The organism is Wenzhouxiangella indolica (assembly GCF_042310355.1).
Classification (GTDB): domain Bacteria; phylum Pseudomonadota; class Gammaproteobacteria; order Xanthomonadales; family Wenzhouxiangellaceae; genus Wenzhouxiangella.
This window is the reverse complement of the sequence record NZ_JBHJMR010000003.1, coordinates 240,990-259,020: the sequence shown is the minus strand read 5'-3', so window position 1 is coordinate 259,020 and position 18,031 is coordinate 240,990. Positions and strand designations below refer to the sequence as shown.

Here is an 18,031-nt window from a genome sequence, read left to right as displayed (position 1 = left end):
AAAACTAACGACCTGGCTTGAGCAAGGTCGTATCGCACCCAAGAATGATGTTGGAGCCGATACCACCCATACAACTTGTATATTCTTCTTCGGCACGCTGCAAGCGCTCCATGCACTGCGCATCGAAATCCCTAAGGCAATCAAGATAACAATCTTGATTAAAGCCTCCCGTTCGCGCTGTTTGGTATCTAGTGCTATCGTGGCACTGCTCTTCGTTGCTCTCGCAGCTTTCATTGATCTTTGATCGCTGCTGATTTCGATTCTCTTCACACTGACGGCGTCTATAGTCCTTCCAGGAGTTCGCAACGTCATCGGCAGCATCCATTATATGGCATGCAAGCCAAGAGGCCGTACGTGGATTCAAGCCCCACAAGCCAAAGGGATCTCTATAGAAGAGCGGATTGGCATAGCCATATGCATAGAGGTTGATGCCACCAGCCAACCCAATCGGATCACTCTGCACATACCGCCCAGTCTGCGGCTCATAGTCCCTGAAGTAGTTGTAGTGCAACCCACTCTCGGAATCATAGTACTGCCCAGGAAACCGCAGATTCAAATCAAAGCTGGTGCCGGTGTTCTCTGGATCCTCGTCCGCCGAAACTTCCCCAAACGGATTGCTCTGGAACTGCCATTCCCAGCGCTTGACCCCACTGCCATCCGATACCGCACGCGGCGTACCCAGATGGTCGGCATGTACGTAGTATGTGGTCTGACCAGACTCGTAATCAATCACGGCTACTGGGATATCTTCCAGGTATACGTATTCCCGGCGCACGACCGGGTAAAGCCCCATCGGCGGGTAGGATAGTTCTGCCAACAGCCGACCGGATTCGTCGTAGACGAAATATACCTGCTTGGTCGAACCGCTCTCGTTCACCACCTTGGAAGTGCGCTGTCCCCGACCGTTGTGGACGTAGTCAGCATTGACGCGCGGGGCGGAGAATTCGGAAAGCCGATTGTGATCACCATAGACGTAGTTGCGGCTACCCTGACTGTCCGAGACCAGATTACCCACAGCGTCATGGGTGCGCATGTTTCCGTCCACGCTTACAAGATGATGGCTATCGACAGCGTAGTCGTACATCTCTGTGCCGAAGTCCGTCGTCTTGCTCTGACGATTTCCAATAAGGTCATAGGCATAGGATTCAATATCGACACCCTGGTCATCCTGAACAGCCTCAAGACGATAGAGATCGTCGTAGACGTACTCTTCGACGATCGACTGGTTGCCACCCGACATTCCAAGCTGATCGATATTGCCGACCGCATCTCGCTGCAACTGAAGATCCAGAGCAGGACTCTCTACCTCGGTGACGTCATAGTCAAGGTTATGACTGCGCACCAAATTCTCCTGATTTCCGAACGTGTACTGCTTTACAGCCCCGAAAGGCAAGTAATCGACAGCAGACACGATTGTCTTCACTCTCTGCGAATCCCCGGGGGACAACTGCAAGGATGTGACCCGACCGCCGGCATCTCGGGAGTACATGACCTCCCGACCACTGGGGTACGTGATACTGGTCAGGCGACCAACCTCATCATGATCATAGCCAACCGCAACGGAATCCAAGCCAACGGCCTGCGTCTTTTTGGTAACGCTTCCGCGAGCATCGTAGCAATACACGGTCGTTCCGGAAGGATCCATCATTCGCGTGAGCCTGCCTACCGGATAGGACTCTTCACAGCCCGTAACACTATCATCTTCGTCGTAGAAGTAGCTTATATCCAAGCTGCTGTCAGGAAACTGGACGCCAATCAAGCGATTCAGGGCGTCGTATGCGAATGTCGTAGTCACGCCCCGCGCATCGGTTTTTGTTTCACGATTCCCCGCCTCATCATAGGTGTAGCTCGTAGTCCCGGTATCCGGGCTGACGAGAGCGGTCAACTCATCAAATGCATTATATTGGTAGCTCGTTGCTAGACCTTCGGAATCCACAACCTCGGTGGAATTACCTACCGCGTCGTAGGAAAAGGCCGTAACACCGCCAAGAGCGTCCAGGACGTAATCCAGACGCCCAAGCGGGTCATACTCGGATTCCGTCGCATTTCCCAGCGGGTCCGTTTCCTTTTCGACGCTGCCCCCCGGCTCATACTCGTAGTCAGTTGTCTGTCCGGTTCCGGATACCATTGCGTCGAGTCGTCCGAGTTGATCGTAGACCCTTTCGAGCTGGTAGCGAACATCACCATCGCTGTCGATCATCTCTTGTAGCTCGATGTTCCCACCCTCGTCCAGCACAAATTCTATGCGCTCGCCCAGCGCATTCTCGACGGCTTCTAGTCGCTCAGCACTGTCATACTCGAACTCCAAAAAACTGCCATCAGGATGCACAGTCTTCTCCAATAAGCCGTTTGGAGAGTACACATAGGTGGTGGTTTCCTCATCCACAGTAGAGCTTTCGAGCCAACCTCTCGGGCTGTACTGCAATTCATTGATCACTCCGTTCGCGTCCAGGATCCTGATCGGGCGACCAGCCTGGTCGTAGCTCAAATACTCCACTACATGCCCAAGCGGATTGACCACCATCCATAGATCGCCGGCTCGAAAGCAGTCACCCGGGCCATCTGCACAGCCCTGCTCGCTCGTATGGGCATAGTAGTGGTACTCGGTCGGTTCAGCGGGATCATCGCCTGGAACTGTACTGGCAACCAGAAGCCCTTCAAGCGGGCAATCCGGCGAAGAAGAGTCGCAGTACGCCCATGTCCAACGCCGAACGGGCTCGCCCGTTGGCGGAGCGACCGAGCCGCTGCACTCGTATGCAACCGCCTCGGAGTCATTCGGGTCGTACTCGCATCGAGCGACCAGCCGGCCATCTGCGTCGTAGTCGTTTCTGGTCAGTCTGACGAGCGCGCCCTGGGCGTCATAAACCCGCTTCTCTGAAACGCGCGTCAGCCCTGGCGCCCATTCGGTCTCCGTTCGGCGCTGCTCCGGTGTTCCGTCCGCTTCCACAACCGCGCTTTGGTGAAGACCATCGCCACCGTACTCGTAGCGGGTCACCGTTCCCCTGGGATCGGATTTCCAGTTCAGACGGCCGGAACTGTCGTACTCGAAGTCAGTTTCGATTGCCTCGCCCGATGGGTCCGTGCGGTCAATCCACAAATCATCCTTGCGGAACGCATTGGCGATTGTCGTGAACTCGATATGACGCTCACCACCTTCCGGGTAGGTGACCACGGCTTCGTCGTTGCCCAGGTAGCTGATGCCCGTTCGGTCGAGGCCATTGGCCAGGGCACTCGAGATCACTCGTTCATGGTGGTCATACTGGTAGGTGGAATATCTCGACACTTCTAGGGTTCCATCACTCCCAACGAATTCGTCGCTTATGCCGGTAAGCAGACCCGGAAACCCGCCGTCAGGGACGGTGCCACCAGAGCAGGTATCAGCCGGGGCATCGGCGGGACAAATGTTTTCAGTCTCGTTGTAATGGTAGAGCCGGCGAGCGCCATTGGCGTATTCCACCGACTCCAGGCGCCCCTCGCTGTCGTAGCCGTAAAGGATTTCATGACCATCCGGCAGCTCAACGCGTGAGACCCTTCGAGCGGAACAAGCGGACTGATCGGACGCTGACTCACAATCCAGAGGACCTGTCTGATCATAATGGAACGTCAACGCCCGTCCAACGCGATCTTCGACCAAGTGCAGGAGGCCATCCGGGCCGTATTGCATGCTAAGCTCATAGCCTTCCGGGCCTGTTTGCTCAATAAGCTGGAGCCGACCATCCTCGGAAAACTGTCGCACTTCTCCACCCGGCCACCTGAGAATCCAGTTTCCATCCGGCTCTTTCGAGAGAGTCAGCCCTACCACGTTCGTAGAGCGATACGTGCCAATGGCATTCTGAAGCTCAAACTTTTCGTATCGCCCATCGACGTCGACATAGAAAACGTCATTGGGTTCGTTTCCCGGAGAAACGAGAAGGCGATCGCCGAAGTTTCCGTGCCACGCCGTTCCAAAACGACTATTGCTCCTCGCTAACCTTAGTGAATGGTAGGTCCTCTCGATGGAAAGCGATCCGACAGAGAAGTCAACCTCGCGCTTTATCTTGGCACCTGTGGCTGGAACACATGGATTGCCATACTCACATTGCTTGCTCGGAATGAGGTGAGCTCGTATCTGACCGGTCTGATAGCTCTTGCAAACTTTATCTTTCCTTCCAATTTCCTCCGGCGGGTAGTAGTTCTGCGGGTTAAGCCTGACATAGGGTGAAGGCACGCGCAGGCCTTCATCGCATTCAAACCTCTGCCACCTATCGATCATCATGTTTTTGGTGCCAGCGCTATCCGAACATGACCCGTCGGATTCTTTTGGTACGTACTCAACTTCCACCTCGACATTGAAGGGAAATCGGGGATCATCTTCGGAATGCGAGTAGCTGTTGTGATAGTTGAAGCTTCCCGTGTTCTGAAAGAAATCTAGCCCGTTAATTCCGCTAAATGATGTGGCATGATTCGGCGGCGATGGCCACGGTGACTGAGAATTTCGATTGCTACTGCAGTTCTCAGATTCAGCACACCCCATGCCTGATTGAGTCATGTTATTTTCACCGCTTGATTCTGCCGGAATAACCGTCGCACTGTATCCACAACCCTTGTCCCATTGGTTCTCAAAGGCATCCAAAATCGGGTCAAGTTCTCCATCACTCGACGGGCACCTATAGCATTTCTCGGGATCAGAAGCACAGTTGAACCTATCACTGTAGCAAGTTGGGTCTGTGCCACCATCACAGCCACAAGCGGTTCCGGGGCCTATGTAACTGCTTCTTGATAGCGCGTAGAGGTAATCTTCTTCAATTGTCTTAGGTGGACGCCGCTTGACATCGTAGTCATAGCGAATGTCTGTGGCACTGATTGAAGGGGGCCCATCCAACTCCAGGAAGCGCCGCCCACTTAGGTCATCCGGACTGCAGTCCGGCGCACCTAGATCGCAGGGCTCCTCTCGCATGTAGTCTTCAGCTTCGGAAAGCGAGTCAAAGCATTGGTGCTCATCTGCGTAATTATCAGTGCAAAACTCCCACACGCTGTCTTGAGAAGCCGACAGAGCCACCAAAGGCATACAGGCGAGGAGGAACGCCACTAGGTGCGCCAAACGCAGCCCAGTGTTTCGTTCACGACCCTTAAGGGAATGGTTAAAAAGTTGGATTACATCAAAGAACGGAACAAATTTGCTAATACCCATGAAACTAGGACCCTCTATCTGCCAATGCCGCAGCCAGACAAATCTGACGCAGTCAAGCCCCTTGATCATTCAGGCCGTAATCAGATTGAAGGCATCTGAAGTGGCGGGTAGCGCGCTCAATGAAGCTGCACACAATGACCCGATCAGATTACCAACCGCTACTGCAGCGAGCCCTATCTCACTACAGCCAAGCCCCATAAATCAGCCTGCCCTTGAACGCTAGCACAGGAAAAACGACAACGTCAAGACTGCTCAACCAATTCGGGCATAGAGGAGAGAAATGGAATAAGCTCGCCGGCCGAAACCGATTGTCAACGGAGTTCTGAAGTACACACCGGAGGCCCCTCAGGCGTTCTCGATTCGGCAATTCTGCATTGACTTTGTCGTGACTGATCTGCCTAAGAGTGACCGTGGCGAGGCGCACAGGCGGCGGGACATTGCGACAAAGGAAATTGAGCTACAACTCATGATCTCCCACATCGATCAACCGCGATGTCCTCTGCAGTCCAGCACTACGTGTCTTCAGTTGAAATGAACGCTGAGCGAGGATAGCCGCTTGGTCGATTCGAAACTCTTCGGTGACTACTCACAGCCCCGCACGACCCCCCACGATCACGCAAGAAATCGCCGCTCCTTGCTTTTCCCTGGGAATGGCGATGGCCCAGGCTTGGTTTAGCTAGAGAAGGGGACAGCCTGAGCTCGAGCTTATACTGTTCGCAACAGCCGTCGAAGCAGGCCTCTTCTATCAGAGATTGCTCATCCTATGCCGCCTGAAGTTCGTTCCTTGCAACACTGCGCCCTTACAGCTATTCTTGAAGTCGTTGGCTTCAATGAGTTTAGTACGGGGTGCGCAATGCGCAAGCAATCATCGTGCCGCTTGGCACTACTTCCTGTTGGCCTGTTGGCAATCGCCTGCCTCACTCTCGTTCTCCCTCACGGACAGGCCCTGTCGGCTACGGTATCGGTTTCTCAGTCGGGAGATGACGGGCAGATTGATACCTGTACCCTGCGACAGGCAATCGAGTCGATTAACATTGCCAGCACGAATGGCAACAACTGCGACGTCATGGGAGATTTTGGGGTCGACGACACTGTATTGATCCCGGAAATAGTATCCAGCCCGATCATCCTGAGCGATCATAGCGACTCGCAGCTGACGGTAGAAGTGCCAATGGTTATCGAGGGCCCCGGCAGATCCGCGATGACCATAATGCGCTCCGACGAATCCCAGAGCACATTTCGAGTGTTCAACATCGATGCTGATAGTGCGACGCTTCGGGGACTTTCCATTTCCGGCGGGGCGGTCGACTCTTCGGAAGGCGGGGGCTGCATTCTGAGCAACGGCGAACTCGTACTGCAACGAGTTCGGGTGGAAGACTGCCAGGCATCAGTGACGTCAAGCGGCGGGGGTGGGGCAATTCGCGCCAACGGCAGCCTGACGATCATCGAGTCCGGCATAAACCACAACCAGTGCAGCTCAAAGTTCAACGGCACACAGGACATGTGCTCGGGCGGAGGCGTTGCCGTCACGGGCACCCTCACGTTGGAGCAAAGCGTTCTGGGCGGGAATGTCGCTGACATCGGCGGCGCGCTGGCCATCACCGAGGCCACCGGCAGTGATGCTTCGACCATTTCCGGAGCCCTGCTGCATTCCAATACAGCGAGATCGGCAGGCGGAGCGATCCATTGGGGCATCCGTTCGGCCGGCTACCTGATCAACTCGACTCTGTCAGACAACCTGGCCGAACCCAACGACTTCAGTTTTGGCGGCGGCGTGCAGTTGGCTAATCAGAATGCGGCTACCACGCCCGTCTTGCATATTCTGAACTCCACCATCACACGAAATGAAGCCAGCGTTGGAGGTGGCGGCCTGACCACGATCGGGACTGACCCCGTTGACCTCCACCTCGTCAGTAGTGTGGTGACCGAGAACACCGCGCCCGACAACGGCGACGTCTTTGTCAATGGAGAAATTTCAGGAAGCCATAACCTGGTATCCGTATCCGGCTCAACGCTCCCGCCCGACACGTTGAACTGTGACCCCGACTTGGGACCGTTGGCAAACAACGGCGGCGCGACGATGACTCATGCGCTTGCACAAGACTCCTGTGCGGTGGATGCCGGATCTAATCCGCAGGAACTCGAATTCGACCAACGTGGCCAGCCTTATGGCAGGCAAATGGGCCAGGAAACAGACATCGGAGCCTTCGAGCTCGAGCTGCTGTTCCAGGATCGCTTTGAAAACTGACGCTTCATGGCAGCCGTACGCATCACTCAATCCGACGATCTTCATAGTTAGGCTTGCCACTCCAGGCACATGACTGAAATACCCGCCGACCTCCTTTCCCAGATCCGACAGATCAAATGGCTCTTGGTTGTCTTGTTGATCTTGGCTGCCCTGTTTGTACTGGCTGTACTGTCAGCCCTGAGACGTCTGCCGATTTTCCATCCGGACACACGGCGCGCCCTTGAGAGACGTGCATTCGAGAAGAGGGTTGACGATCTGGTTTCGCGGTGTGAGTACCAACAAGCAAAGAACCTTTCCAATGGGGAGGTAATCGCGCGGCCCGGAGATCCGTTGCCCCAGTGGTATTTAGGAAAGTGCCATTATCACTTGGGCTCGTTTGCGTCTGCTAGGGCGTGCTTCTTAGAGGTAGAGCGGTTGGACCCATCATGGAGCGCCCGAACAAGAGCGTGGCTTGAATCGGTAGAGCGCGCTCTTTCCGAGCAACGGCCTTCTCCAGTAGATTAGTGAAACCCTAGCCCCCTGAGAACAAAACCTAACAAGCCGCTCAAGTGCGTTCCGGCCCTATTGGGCCTCCCCCGGACGCGCTTACGCGCGCCGCTTAACTAAACGGTAGGCAGCAAGCGTTGGTCGCCGGCGCCCCCTTGCCCAAAGCAGTAACCCGCTATTGAGATCGCCGGCCTGTGGCTTTCGGCTAAGCTCGTGGGAGTGGAGCCCGACCGGATGGACTGAGCATGGAATAGGAACCGCAGATGAAAGCTGATTAACGCAGATGAAAATCAAGTTCAAAGAATCTGCGTTTATCTGTGTTCATCTGCGGTTCCCAATCACAGGTTGGTGTAGTTCGGCCCTGACCCACCCTCGGGCGTGACCCAGTCGATCACCTGGTAGGGATCGGCGATGTCGCAGGTCTTGCAGTGGACGCAATTGGCGGCGTTGATCTGGAGGCGTTTGCCGCCTTCGTCTTCGACCACTTCGTAGACGTTGGCCGGGCAGAATTTAGTGCAAGGGTTGCCGTATTCTTCCTCGCAGCGGGTGAAGCACACGTCCGGGTCGATGATCTTCAGATGGACGGGCTGGTCTTCGTCGTGTTCGGTCTGGGCGAAGTAGACCGAGGCGAGGCGATCGCGCGGCGGCAGGTCGCGGTCGACGTAGTCGAACTTCAGACCCTTTTCGTCGAGCTTGCGGTACTGCTCGTGGTCGGCGTGGTTGGACAGCGTGCGCGGCAGCTTGCCGGCGGTGGCGGTCTCGAGCGCGGCGACGGCCATGCCGCGCCACAGGCCCTTGTTGAAGCCGGGGCGGATGTTCCGCACCTTCTTCAATTCGGCCATGATGTCGGAGTCGCGCAGGCGGGCGTCGAAACCTTCGCTGCTGAGCTTTTCGGCCAGGTGCTCGGCGGCGAGCATGCCCGACTTCATGGCCTGGTGCGTGCCCTTGATCTTGGGCACGTTGAGTAGGCCGGCCGAGTCGCCGATGAGCATCGCTCCCGGCATTTCAACCTTCGGCAGCGACTGGTAGCCGCCCTCGACCAGCGCGCGGGCGCCGGCGGAAAGGATTTCGCCGCCCTCGAGCAACTCGTGCATCATCGGGTGGTGCTTGAACTGCTGGAAGGCTTCGAAGGGCGAGAACTTCGGATCCTGGTAGTCGAGGCCGCAGACGAAACCAACGGCGACACGATCCTTGTCCAGGTGGTAGACGAAGCTGCCGCCGTAGATTGCCTCTGGCAGCGGCCAGCCCACGGTGTGCTGGATCAGGCCCGGCTCGACGCGACCCTCGGGCAGGCGCCAGAGTTCCTTCAGGCCAATACCGTAAGTCTGCGGATCGCTGTCGGCATCGAGCTTGTACTTCTTGATGGCGCGCTTGGACAGGTGGCCGCGGCAACCTTCGCCCAGCACGGTCACCGGGGCGTGGATCTCGATGCCCTGGACGTAGCTGTCCTTTTCCTTGCCCTCGGCATCGACGCCCATGTCGCCGATGATCACGCCCTGGACTTCGTCCTTGTCGTTGTAGGACAGATCGGCGGCGGCAAAACCGGGGAACAGGTCCACGCCCAGCGCTTCGGCCTTGGGCGCCAGCCAGCCGCACATCGCACCGAGAGAGACGATGAAGTTGCCGTGGTTCTTCTGCTGCGGTGGCGTGGGCAGCTTGCGCTTGCCGGTCTTGCTCAGGTGCAGGAACTGGTCCTTGCCCGCTTCCACGCAGATCGGCGGCGGATCGTCGCGCCAGCCTTCGATCAGCGCGTCCAGCGGTTCGGGCTCGATCACCGCGCCGGAGAGAATATGTCCGCCGATTTCGGCGGCCTTCTCGATCACGCAGACGTTGAGGTCGTCCTTGATCTGCTTGAGCCGGATCGCGCAGGCCAGCCCGGCGGGGCCGGCACCGACGATCACGACGTCGTATTCCATGATTTCGCGTTCGGACATGGGATTCGCTGGAGGTCTCGGGTCAGACCCCAAAGGATACAGGCAAGGCCTTGGCGGTGTCAGCCGGATCGCAGCGCCCTGATCAGGCTTGTCAGCCGCGCTGCTATACTCCAGCCATGAGCAGCAGGCGTCCCAACCCGCATCGCGGACTGGCAAAAACCCTTGAATCCGAGGGTGATATCCAACTTGCCGTGGTGTTCGGTTCAGTGGCCTCGGACTCCGCCGGCCCAGACAGCGATCTGGACATCGCTGTCGATGCCGGCAAACCGCTGGATAGTGAACGCCGAATGGCACTGATCGACAAGCTGGCCCGAAAGACGGGACGCCCTGTGGATCTGATCGACTTGCAGCAGGTCGGCGAACCCCTGCTCGGCGAGATCATTTCCGGCGGGGCCCGAATTCTGGGCAGCAACGAGGCCTGGGCCCGGCTCGTCAGCCGTCACCTCATTGACCAGGCTGACTTCCTGCCGCTACGCAACCGCATGCTCGAAGAGCGACGCAAGGCATGGCTGGAGCAGTCCTGAATGAAAAGCTGGAGTCGTTGCGCCGCTGTATTCAGCGGGTAGAAGCGACCTGTCCCGACTCGGCCCAGCAGCTGGCCGAGAACATCGATGCCCAGGACATCGTTACGCTCAACCTGACGCGGGCGATTCAACTCACAGTCGATATCGGCAACCACGCGCTCAGCGCGACCGAGCAGCCTGCCCCCACGACCATGGGTGAAACATTCCGGCTGATGCAGCAGGCCGGCATGATCGACTCCGAGCTTGCCGATCGCTTGCAGCGAGCTGTGGGCTTTCGCAATATCGCCATCCACAGCTATCGAGATGTCGACTGGCGCATCGTCCACTCCATATGCACGGACCGACTGGAAGACTTTCGCGATTTCGCGCGAATCACCGCCTCAATTCAGTAGACGACTCAGCTCTGACCACACGGCCTCGAGCATCCGCGGCTGGGCCTCGGCCGTCGGGTGGATGCCGTCGTCCTGCAGCATGCCCGGGCGCTTGTACAGGTCTTCGAGGAAGAAGGGGAGCAGCTCGATCCCGTGGCGCTCGGCCAAGCGCGGGTAGACCGACTCGAAGCGCTCGATGTAAGTCGGGCCGAGGTTGGGCGGCAGGCGGATCTGCATCAGGGCCACGGTCGCGCCGGCCGACTTGCCTTTTTCGATCACGGACGCCAGATTGTCTTCGAGTTGTGCCGGTGCCAGCCCGCGCAGGCCGTCGTTGCCGCCGAGGATGATCAGCACCACGTCCGGCCGGTGGGTTTCCAGCAATCCGTCGATCCGGGTCACCGCCCCGGCGGTGGTCTCGCCCGATATGCTGGCATTGACCACCTCGTGCTCGTCGGCCAGGCGCTCGGACAGCCGGTGCACCCAGCCCGATTCACGGGGAATGGAATACGCGTCGGACAGACTGTCGCCGACAATCATCACCGTGTCCGCGCGCACGGCGGCGCTCTGCGCCCCGGCGGCGAGGAAAACGGCGATCAATAAACAGAGTGAAACACGAGCATTCATGAGCGATTCCGGCAACAACATCCTGTCGGCCCGACAGGTGGGTTTTTCAGTCGACGCCCCGGGCGGGCGACTCGAGATCCTCAAAGATATCAGCCTGGACCTGAACGCCGGCGAAACGCTGGCGATCGTCGGGGCGTCGGGCTCGGGCAAGACCACCCTGCTCGGCCTGCTGGCCGGCCTCGACCGGCCCACGTCGGGCGATATCCGGTTGAGCGGCAGCGAACTCAAGGCGCTAGACGAAAACGCTCGCGCCCGGCTGCGCAAGCGCCACGTCGGTTTCGTGTTCCAGAGCTTCCACCTGCTGCCGAGCCTGACCGCGCTGGAAAACGTGATGCTCGCCCTCGAGATCGCCGGCTTCGAACACCCGCGCAAGCGCGCCCTGCACGCGCTCGACCAGGTCGGCCTGAGCCATCGCCTGGAACACTACCCGCGCCAGCTCTCCGGCGGCGAACAGCAGCGCGTGGCGATCGCGCGGGCCTTCGCCGGCGAGCCCGACATCCTGTTCGCCGACGAACCCACCGGCAACCTGGACCAGCGCACCGGCGAGTCGGTGGCCGACCTGCTGTTCGAACTCAACGAACACCACGGCACCGCGCTGGTGCTGGTTACGCACGATATGAAGCTCGCTCGGCGGTGTGGAAGGGTGGACGAGATTGATGACGGCGTGCTTACGAGTGGCGAGGGAGCTACTGAGCATGCTTGACGCTCGCAAATTCGAAATCCGAGGCATCAAATCCGAAACAAATTCGAAGCACGAAATCCCGAAACGGCGGACGAACCGCGCCTCGGCGCCTTCCCGTTTTGGTCATTCGAATTTCGAATTTCGTGCTTGTTTCGGATTTGGTGCTTCGAATTTCGGGTTTGCGCCACATAGCGAAGCCATCTCCTCATGAACGCCACCACCCTCTCGCTAAAGCTCCTCACCCGGCAAGCGCGCTCAGGCGCTCTAATCATGTTGTTTGCCGGCCTGGTCGTGGCCACCGCGGCGCTGGCGGCGGTGAGTCTGTTTACCGACCGGGTCGGGCGGGCGCTGGAGCGCCAAGCCGGAGAGGTGCTGGCCGCCGACCTGGTGGTGACCGGGCGCGAGCGGCTGCCGGACGAGTACCTGCAAAAGGCCGGCGAACTGGGGCTGGAGACGGCCGAGATCGCGCTCTTGAGCACGGTGCTGTTCATCGACGAGGAAAGCCACCTGGTCGACCTCAAGGCCGTGACCGACGGCTACCCCCTGCGCGGACAGCTCAAGCTGGCCGAGCGGCTCGGCGGCGAGGAGACGGTCGCGAGTGCCGGGGCGCCCGAACCCGGACAGGGCTGGATGGCCGCCCGCGGCCTGCGCCTGTTTGAGACCGACACGGGCGTGGAAGTCGACATCGGCCGCCGACCGGTCACCGTCAACAGGGTCCTGACCTGGGAGCCGGATCGCGGCGGCAGCCGCTTCATGCTGGCCCCGCGCCTGATTATCCACATGGACGATCTGCTGGAAAGTGAACTGCTGGGCCCCGGCTCGCGGGTGCGCTGGCGCCTGCTGGTAGCCGGTAGTGAATCGGCCGTGGCCGAGTTTCGGGGCTGGGTCGAACCTCGTCTCGAAGACCGCCAGGAGATCGAAACCGTCGCTGAGGCCGAAGCCGACACCGGCCAGGCGCTCGAGCAGGCCCGACGCTTCCTCGGCGTGGCCGCGCTGACGGCCGTGATCCTGGCCGCCGCGGCCGTGCTGCTGGCCGCGCTTCGCTACTCGCGCTCGCAGCGCGACCTGGTCGCCCTGCTCAAGGCTTTCGGGGCCGAAGGGCGGCAGATTCTCGGCGCGCTGAGCCTGATGCTGCTGTGGCTGGCGCTGGCGGCGATCGCCACTGGCGGGCTACTGGCTTTCGGCGCCCAGGCCGTGATCGCCTCGATCCTGGCCGACGGCCCGGCCGGCGAGCTGCCGCCGGCGCGCCTGATGCCGCTTGTCGGCAGCGGCAGCTTCACGCTGCTGCTGGCGGCCGGATTCGCCCTGCCGCCGCTCGTCGCGCTTAGATCGGTCGCGCCGATGCGCATTCTCAACCGCTCGCTCGATACCCGTCCCGGGCTGGCCGGCGGCCTGTGGCTGCTTCCGATTCTTGGTGCGCTGGCCATCCCCGTGCTGCAGCTCGGCAATCTGCGCCTGGCGATGATCGTGCTGGGCGGCTCGGCCGCCCTGGCCGCGGTGCTGGCCCTGTCCGCCTGGGGGGCGATGGGCCTGAGCCGCCAGCTGTCGAAGCGAACCCGCGCGGACTGGCGCTTCGGCCTGGCCGGGCTGCACCGCCGGCGCGGCCAGGGCATCATCCAGATCACCGCGCTGGGCTTGGGTTTGATGGCCCTGCTGCTGCTGATGATCGTGCGCGCCGAGCTGCTGGAACAGTGGCGCGGCAGCCTGCCGGAAGACACGGCCGATCATTTCGTGGTCAATATCCAGCCCGACCAGCGCGAGGCGGTACAGGAAGCGCTGGCCGAGACCGGTGCGCGCAACCTTCAGGTCCGTCCCATGGCCACGGTCAACCTGCTCGAGGTCAACGGCGAACCGCCGCCGGACCACCGCTGGGCCGGGCAGGTCAACGTCTCCTGGATCGACCGGCTGCCGCCGGCCAATCGCGTCACCGACGGCGCGTTCTTCGCGCCCGATGCCGACGGCGAGATTTCCCTGGCGCAGCGCTGGGCCGAGCGAACGGGCATCGGCATGGGCGACACCATGCTGTTCGAAGCCGGCGGACAACGCCTGGAGGCGACGGTCACGAGCATGCGCGAGGTCGAGTGGGAGTCGTTCAACGTCAACTTCTTCATCCTGCTCACCCCCTCGGCCGGCGATTCCCTGCCGCACCAGTTCATTGCCAGCTTCAGCCTGCCGGACGAAGCCGGGCCCCTGCGCGATGTTCAGCAGGGCTGGCCCAACGTATCGATCATCGATATCGGCGCCCTGCTCGATCGAATCGGGGAAATCATCGACCGGGTTTCGAGCGCGGCCCAGGTGGTGTTCTTCTTCACCCTGATTGCCGGGCTGGTGGTACTGCTGGCCGCACTCGAGGCCACGCGCGACGAACGCCGGCAGGAAGCGGCGCTGATCCGCGCCCTCGGTGCCGACGACGGCCTGGTGACGCGCGGCCTGCTGATCGAGTACGGCGCCATGGCCCTGATCGCCGCGGTGCTGGCCACCGGCGGCGCGGCCCTGACCGGCTGGCTGCTGGCGCGCGAGCTGTTCGAGTTCGCCTACCGGCCCTCCGGCCTGCTGCTGGCGACGGGGTTCGTCGGCGCCTTCGTGCTAGTCGTCGGCAGCGGCTGGCTGGGCAACCGCTCGGTGCTCAAGGCCTCTCCGATGCGTATCCTGCGCGCCGGCGGATAGCTTGAACTCAACCCGCGCCACTGCAATTCCCGAAGCACACGCCGACCCGCAAGCCCACCTGATCCTGTACGGCTCGCGGCTGCGGGTTTTGTGGCACATGGCCTGGCCGGCGATCGCGGTGATGATGGCCTTCGGCCTCAATGCCGTCATGGATGCCGTCTACATCGGCCATTTGATCGGCGAACAGGCCCTGGCGGGCGCGGTTCTGGCCTATCCGCTGACGCAACTCACCCTGGGCCTGGGCTCGCTCGCCGGCATCGGCGGCGGCGTGGCGCTTTCGATCGCCATCGGCCGGGCCGATCGCGATACGGTCAAGCAACTGCCCGGGACGGCCGTGACCATCGCCTTCGGACTATCTGTAGGCTACGCCCTGCTCGGCGGCAGCCTGGCCGAGAAGCTGGTCTATGCCATGGGTGCCAGGGATGATCTCGTACCCATTGCCGCCGCCTACCTGCGCGCCTCGGCCCTGGGCGGCTTCGGCGCCATCGGCGGCCTGACCCTGAACATGCTGCTGCGCGGCGAGGGCAAGATGAAGCTGGCGGCCGGTTACATGGCCACCGGCCTGCTGATCAATATCGCACTCACACCGCTGTTCATTGCCGTGTTCGACTGGGGCGTGGCCGGCGCGGCCTGGGCGACGAACATCGGTGGCGCGGTCGGCGGGCTCCTGGTCTGGCGGCGCTTCGCGAAGGGCCGGGCGAGTTACCCCGTCGACGCGCGCTTTCTGGGCCTGCCGCGCGCCCTGGCCGGCCGCATCGTTCGACTGGGCACACCGGCCATGGTGCAAAGCTCGACCGGCCTGGTCCAGGCGGTCGTCGTGTTCAACATGCTCAGCCGCATCGGCGACGAGGCCGACATCGCCTTCTTCGGCGCGGCCTGGCGGGTGCTGCTGTTCATGCTCACACCGCTGTTCGGACTGATGCGCGCCTTCCAGCCGGTGGCCGGGATCAACTACGGCGCCGGGCAGTGGCTGCGCATCCGAGACAGCTACTGGACCTTCGTCGCCGCCGGCGCGGCGATGATCGTGCCGATCTGGATCGCGATGAACCTGTTCCCCGAGGCCACGCTGGCACTGATGCTGCCCGATACCGTGCTCACGGCCATCGACCTGCATCGCTTTCGCGTGCTGATACTGGTGCTGCCGGTACTGCCGATCGTGTTCACCGCGCTGGCCCTGCTGCCGGCCATCGAGCAGCCCGGAAAGGCCACACTGGTATCGGTTTCGAGGCAGTTCCTTTTCTACGTGCCGGTGATGCTCACGCTGCCGAGTCTGATCGGCGTATCCGGGGTTTACTACGGCGCAACGTCAATCGACTTCGTCTGCGCCCTGTGGCTGCTGGGGATCGTGCTTGTGACCTTCCGAGGCGCGACCGGGCAATCATCGCTCCCCGCAGACCGATAGCGGTCGGTCCGGTACCAGGAACGACCTGGTGCGGCACCGTGTGGGGACAACTCAGCGCTTTCGAACGTCGCGCAGGATCGTATAGATCGCGATGTGCCGGTTCGCTTCCTCGTCGTCCTGGCGCTGACCGGGACGCGTGTCGGCGTGGCGACCGAGGTACTTCATGTCATCGCCCGGCCCGGCACGAAAGACCAGCAGGGCGTTGCTGGTCGAAGGCAGCGGCTTTTCGGATACCAGTGTCAACTGATCGGCGCTCTTGCCCGAGTCGGCCACGGTCACCTTGCTGAAGCGGCTGCCCGTCCCATTCATGTCGGAAATCGCGCCCTGGTAGTAGGTGGTCTGCCCGCGCCGTTCGAGCCCGATATTGCTCGACAGCGAGGAGCACATTTCCTCGGCACGCTTGATCGTGTCGCTTGAAACGAATTCGTAGATATCGTCGTCTTCGTTGCGCATTCTTCCCGACCTCCTGCAGAAAAGTGACAACTGTCACGCCTGCGGTATATCAATGCAATATAGCGCAAATTTCGGGCCACCCGAAACCGCTCTGTCACAAATGTGATCCGCTCGTCGGACAAATGTTCCGCGCAAGCGCTGTCAGGACCCGCTTCGCTGGCGCTGCCACCAAGCCATGCGCTTGGCCACCTCGCGCTCGAAGCCGCGCTCGACGGGGCGATAGAAACGCTGGCGCTCGATCTCCTCCGGAAAGTAATCCTGCCCCGAAAACCCCGCATCCGTGTCATGGTCGTAGACGTAGTCCTTGCCGTAGCCCAGATCCTTCATCAGGCCCGTCGGCGCGTTGAGGATGTGCGCCGGCGGCATCAGCGAACCGGTCTCCCCGGCCGAGCGCCAGGCAGCGCCGGCGGCCCTGTAGACGGCATTGGACTTGGGTGCGGTGGCCAGGTAGAGCGTGGCCTGGACGATGGCCAGCTCACCCTCGGGCGAGCCCAGCACCTCGAAGGCCTCGCGCGCGGCCAGGGCCTGGGTCAGGGCCTGCGGGTCGGCCAGGCCGATATCCTCGGAGGCAAAGCGAATCAGTCGACGGGCGACGTAGAGCGGATCCTCGCCGCCGACGAGCATGCGCGCCAGCCAATACAGGGCGGCGTCGGCATCCGAGCCGCGCAGGGATTTGTGCAGGGCCGAGATCAGGTTGTAGTGCGCTTCTCGATCCTTGTCATAGGCCGGCGCCCGGCGCTGCACCAGGCCCATCAAACGATCGCTGTCGACGGTTTCATCCTCGCCGGCAAGATCGTAGATCGCCTCGGCCATGTTGAGCAGGTAGCGGCCGTCACCGTCGGCCATGGCCAACAGCATCTCGCGCGCGGCCCCGTCGACCGGCAATTCGCGATCGACATGCTCTTCGGCTCTTTCCAGCAGCCGCTCGAGCGCCTTGTGATCCAGGCGCTGCAGCACCAGCACCTGCATGCGCGAGAGCAGCGCCCCGTTGAGCTCGAAGGAGGGATTCTCGGTGGTCGCGCCCACCAGGGTGATCGTGCCGTCTTCGACGTGCGGCAGGAAGCTGTCCTGCTGGGCCCGGTTGAAGCGGTGGATTTCGTCGACGAACAGCAGCGTGCCCTGGCCGTTGCCACGACGCAGACGGGCCGCCTCGAAAATCTTCTTGAGATCGCCCACGCCGGAGAAGATGGCCGATATCTGGACGAAACTCAGGTCACCCACCTGGGCAAGCAGCCGCGCCAAGGTCGTCTTGCCGGTTCCCGGCGGCCCCCAGAACACCAGCGAGGCCACGCGGGAGGAATCGATCATGCGCCGCAGCGGCCCCGACTCGCCGAGCAGGTGTTCCTGCCCCACGACCTCGTCGAACTGCCGCGGGCGCAATCGGTCGGCCAGCGGGCCGCCGGGCGCCTGGTCAGTGCTTTCGGAGGCAAACAGATCGCTCATGGCGGTCATTCTACGCGCCGGTGACGA

11 protein-coding genes are annotated in these 18,031 nt (G+C 61.0%); 6 read left to right on the top strand and 5 right to left on the bottom strand.

The genetic code is table 11. From position 1 onward, the window contains the following. Positions 1–4: 4 nt before the first annotated feature. Positions 5–5,239: an RHS repeat-associated core domain-containing protein gene (locus tag ACDC67_RS06200; protein ID WP_376691515.1), complete on the bottom strand. Its 5,235-nt coding sequence runs from the start codon at positions 5,237–5,239 to the stop codon at positions 5–7. A 784-nt stretch (positions 5,240–6,023) separates the two neighbouring features. On the opposite strand from ACDC67_RS06200, the gene ACDC67_RS06195 reads away from it, so the two are divergent. Continuing rightward, positions 6,024–7,418 (top strand): choice-of-anchor Q domain-containing protein, encoded by a 1,395-nt coding sequence (locus ACDC67_RS06195; protein WP_376691513.1) that lies wholly within the window; start codon positions 6,024–6,026, stop codon positions 7,416–7,418. 824 nt (positions 7,419–8,242) lie between these two features. Here the strand turns inward: ACDC67_RS06195 and ACDC67_RS06190 are convergent. Next, on the bottom strand, positions 8,243–9,838 hold the full coding sequence (locus ACDC67_RS06190; protein ID WP_376691512.1) for an electron transfer flavoprotein-ubiquinone oxidoreductase: 1,596 nt from the start codon (positions 9,836–9,838) through the stop codon (positions 8,243–8,245). Between the two features lie 116 nt (positions 9,839–9,954). Between ACDC67_RS06190 and mntA the strand changes: the two genes are divergently transcribed. Together mntA and hepT are read left to right on the top strand one after the other, a co-directional pair. Then, the gene (mntA, locus tag ACDC67_RS06185; RefSeq protein WP_376691510.1) at positions 9,955–10,362 is read left to right on the top strand and encodes a type VII toxin-antitoxin system MntA family adenylyltransferase antitoxin; all 408 of its coding nucleotides are present in this window, start codon (positions 9,955–9,957) and stop codon (positions 10,360–10,362) included. After that, positions 10,344–10,754 carry a type VII toxin-antitoxin system HepT family RNase toxin gene (gene hepT, locus ACDC67_RS06180; protein ID WP_376691508.1) on the top strand — a complete coding sequence of 137 codons (411 nt, stop codon included), beginning with the start codon at positions 10,344–10,346 and terminating at the stop codon, positions 10,752–10,754. Before mntA ends, hepT begins: the two co-directional genes overlap by 19 nt. Here hepT and ACDC67_RS06175 read toward each other — a convergent pair. Beyond that, positions 10,743–11,357: an arylesterase gene (locus ACDC67_RS06175; protein WP_376691506.1), complete on the bottom strand. Its 615-nt coding sequence runs from the start codon at positions 11,355–11,357 to the stop codon at positions 10,743–10,745. The two genes, hepT and ACDC67_RS06175, sit on opposite strands and share 12 nt — an antisense overlap. On the opposite strand from ACDC67_RS06175, the gene ACDC67_RS06170 reads away from it, so the two are divergent. From ACDC67_RS06170 to ACDC67_RS06160, 3 genes are all read left to right on the top strand, one after another. Beyond that, entirely contained in the window at positions 11,356–12,060 is a 705-nt protein-coding gene (locus ACDC67_RS06170) for an ABC transporter ATP-binding protein (RefSeq protein ID WP_376691504.1), read from the top strand. The two genes, ACDC67_RS06175 and ACDC67_RS06170, sit on opposite strands and share 2 nt — an antisense overlap. A gap of 249 nt (positions 12,061–12,309) precedes the next feature. Further along, positions 12,310–14,706 (top strand): ABC transporter permease, encoded by a 2,397-nt coding sequence (locus ACDC67_RS06165; RefSeq protein WP_376691502.1) that lies wholly within the window; start codon positions 12,310–12,312, stop codon positions 14,704–14,706. A gap of 1 nt (position 14,707) precedes the next feature. Further along, positions 14,708–16,108, top strand: a complete 1,401-nt coding sequence (locus ACDC67_RS06160; RefSeq protein ID WP_376691501.1) for an MATE family efflux transporter — start codon at positions 14,708–14,710, stop codon at positions 16,106–16,108. A gap of 51 nt (positions 16,109–16,159) precedes the next feature. Here ACDC67_RS06160 and ACDC67_RS06155 read toward each other — a convergent pair whose 3' ends face one another. Together ACDC67_RS06155 and ACDC67_RS06150 are read right to left on the bottom strand one after the other, a co-directional pair. Then, positions 16,160–16,561, bottom strand: coding sequence for a hypothetical protein (locus ACDC67_RS06155; RefSeq protein ID WP_376691499.1), 402 nt, complete (start codon positions 16,559–16,561; stop codon positions 16,160–16,162). A gap of 141 nt (positions 16,562–16,702) precedes the next feature. Continuing rightward, positions 16,703–18,004 carry a replication-associated recombination protein A gene (locus ACDC67_RS06150; RefSeq protein ID WP_376691497.1) on the bottom strand — a complete coding sequence of 434 codons (1,302 nt, stop codon included), beginning with the start codon at positions 18,002–18,004 and terminating at the stop codon, positions 16,703–16,705. Positions 18,005–18,031: the final 27 nt, after the last annotated feature.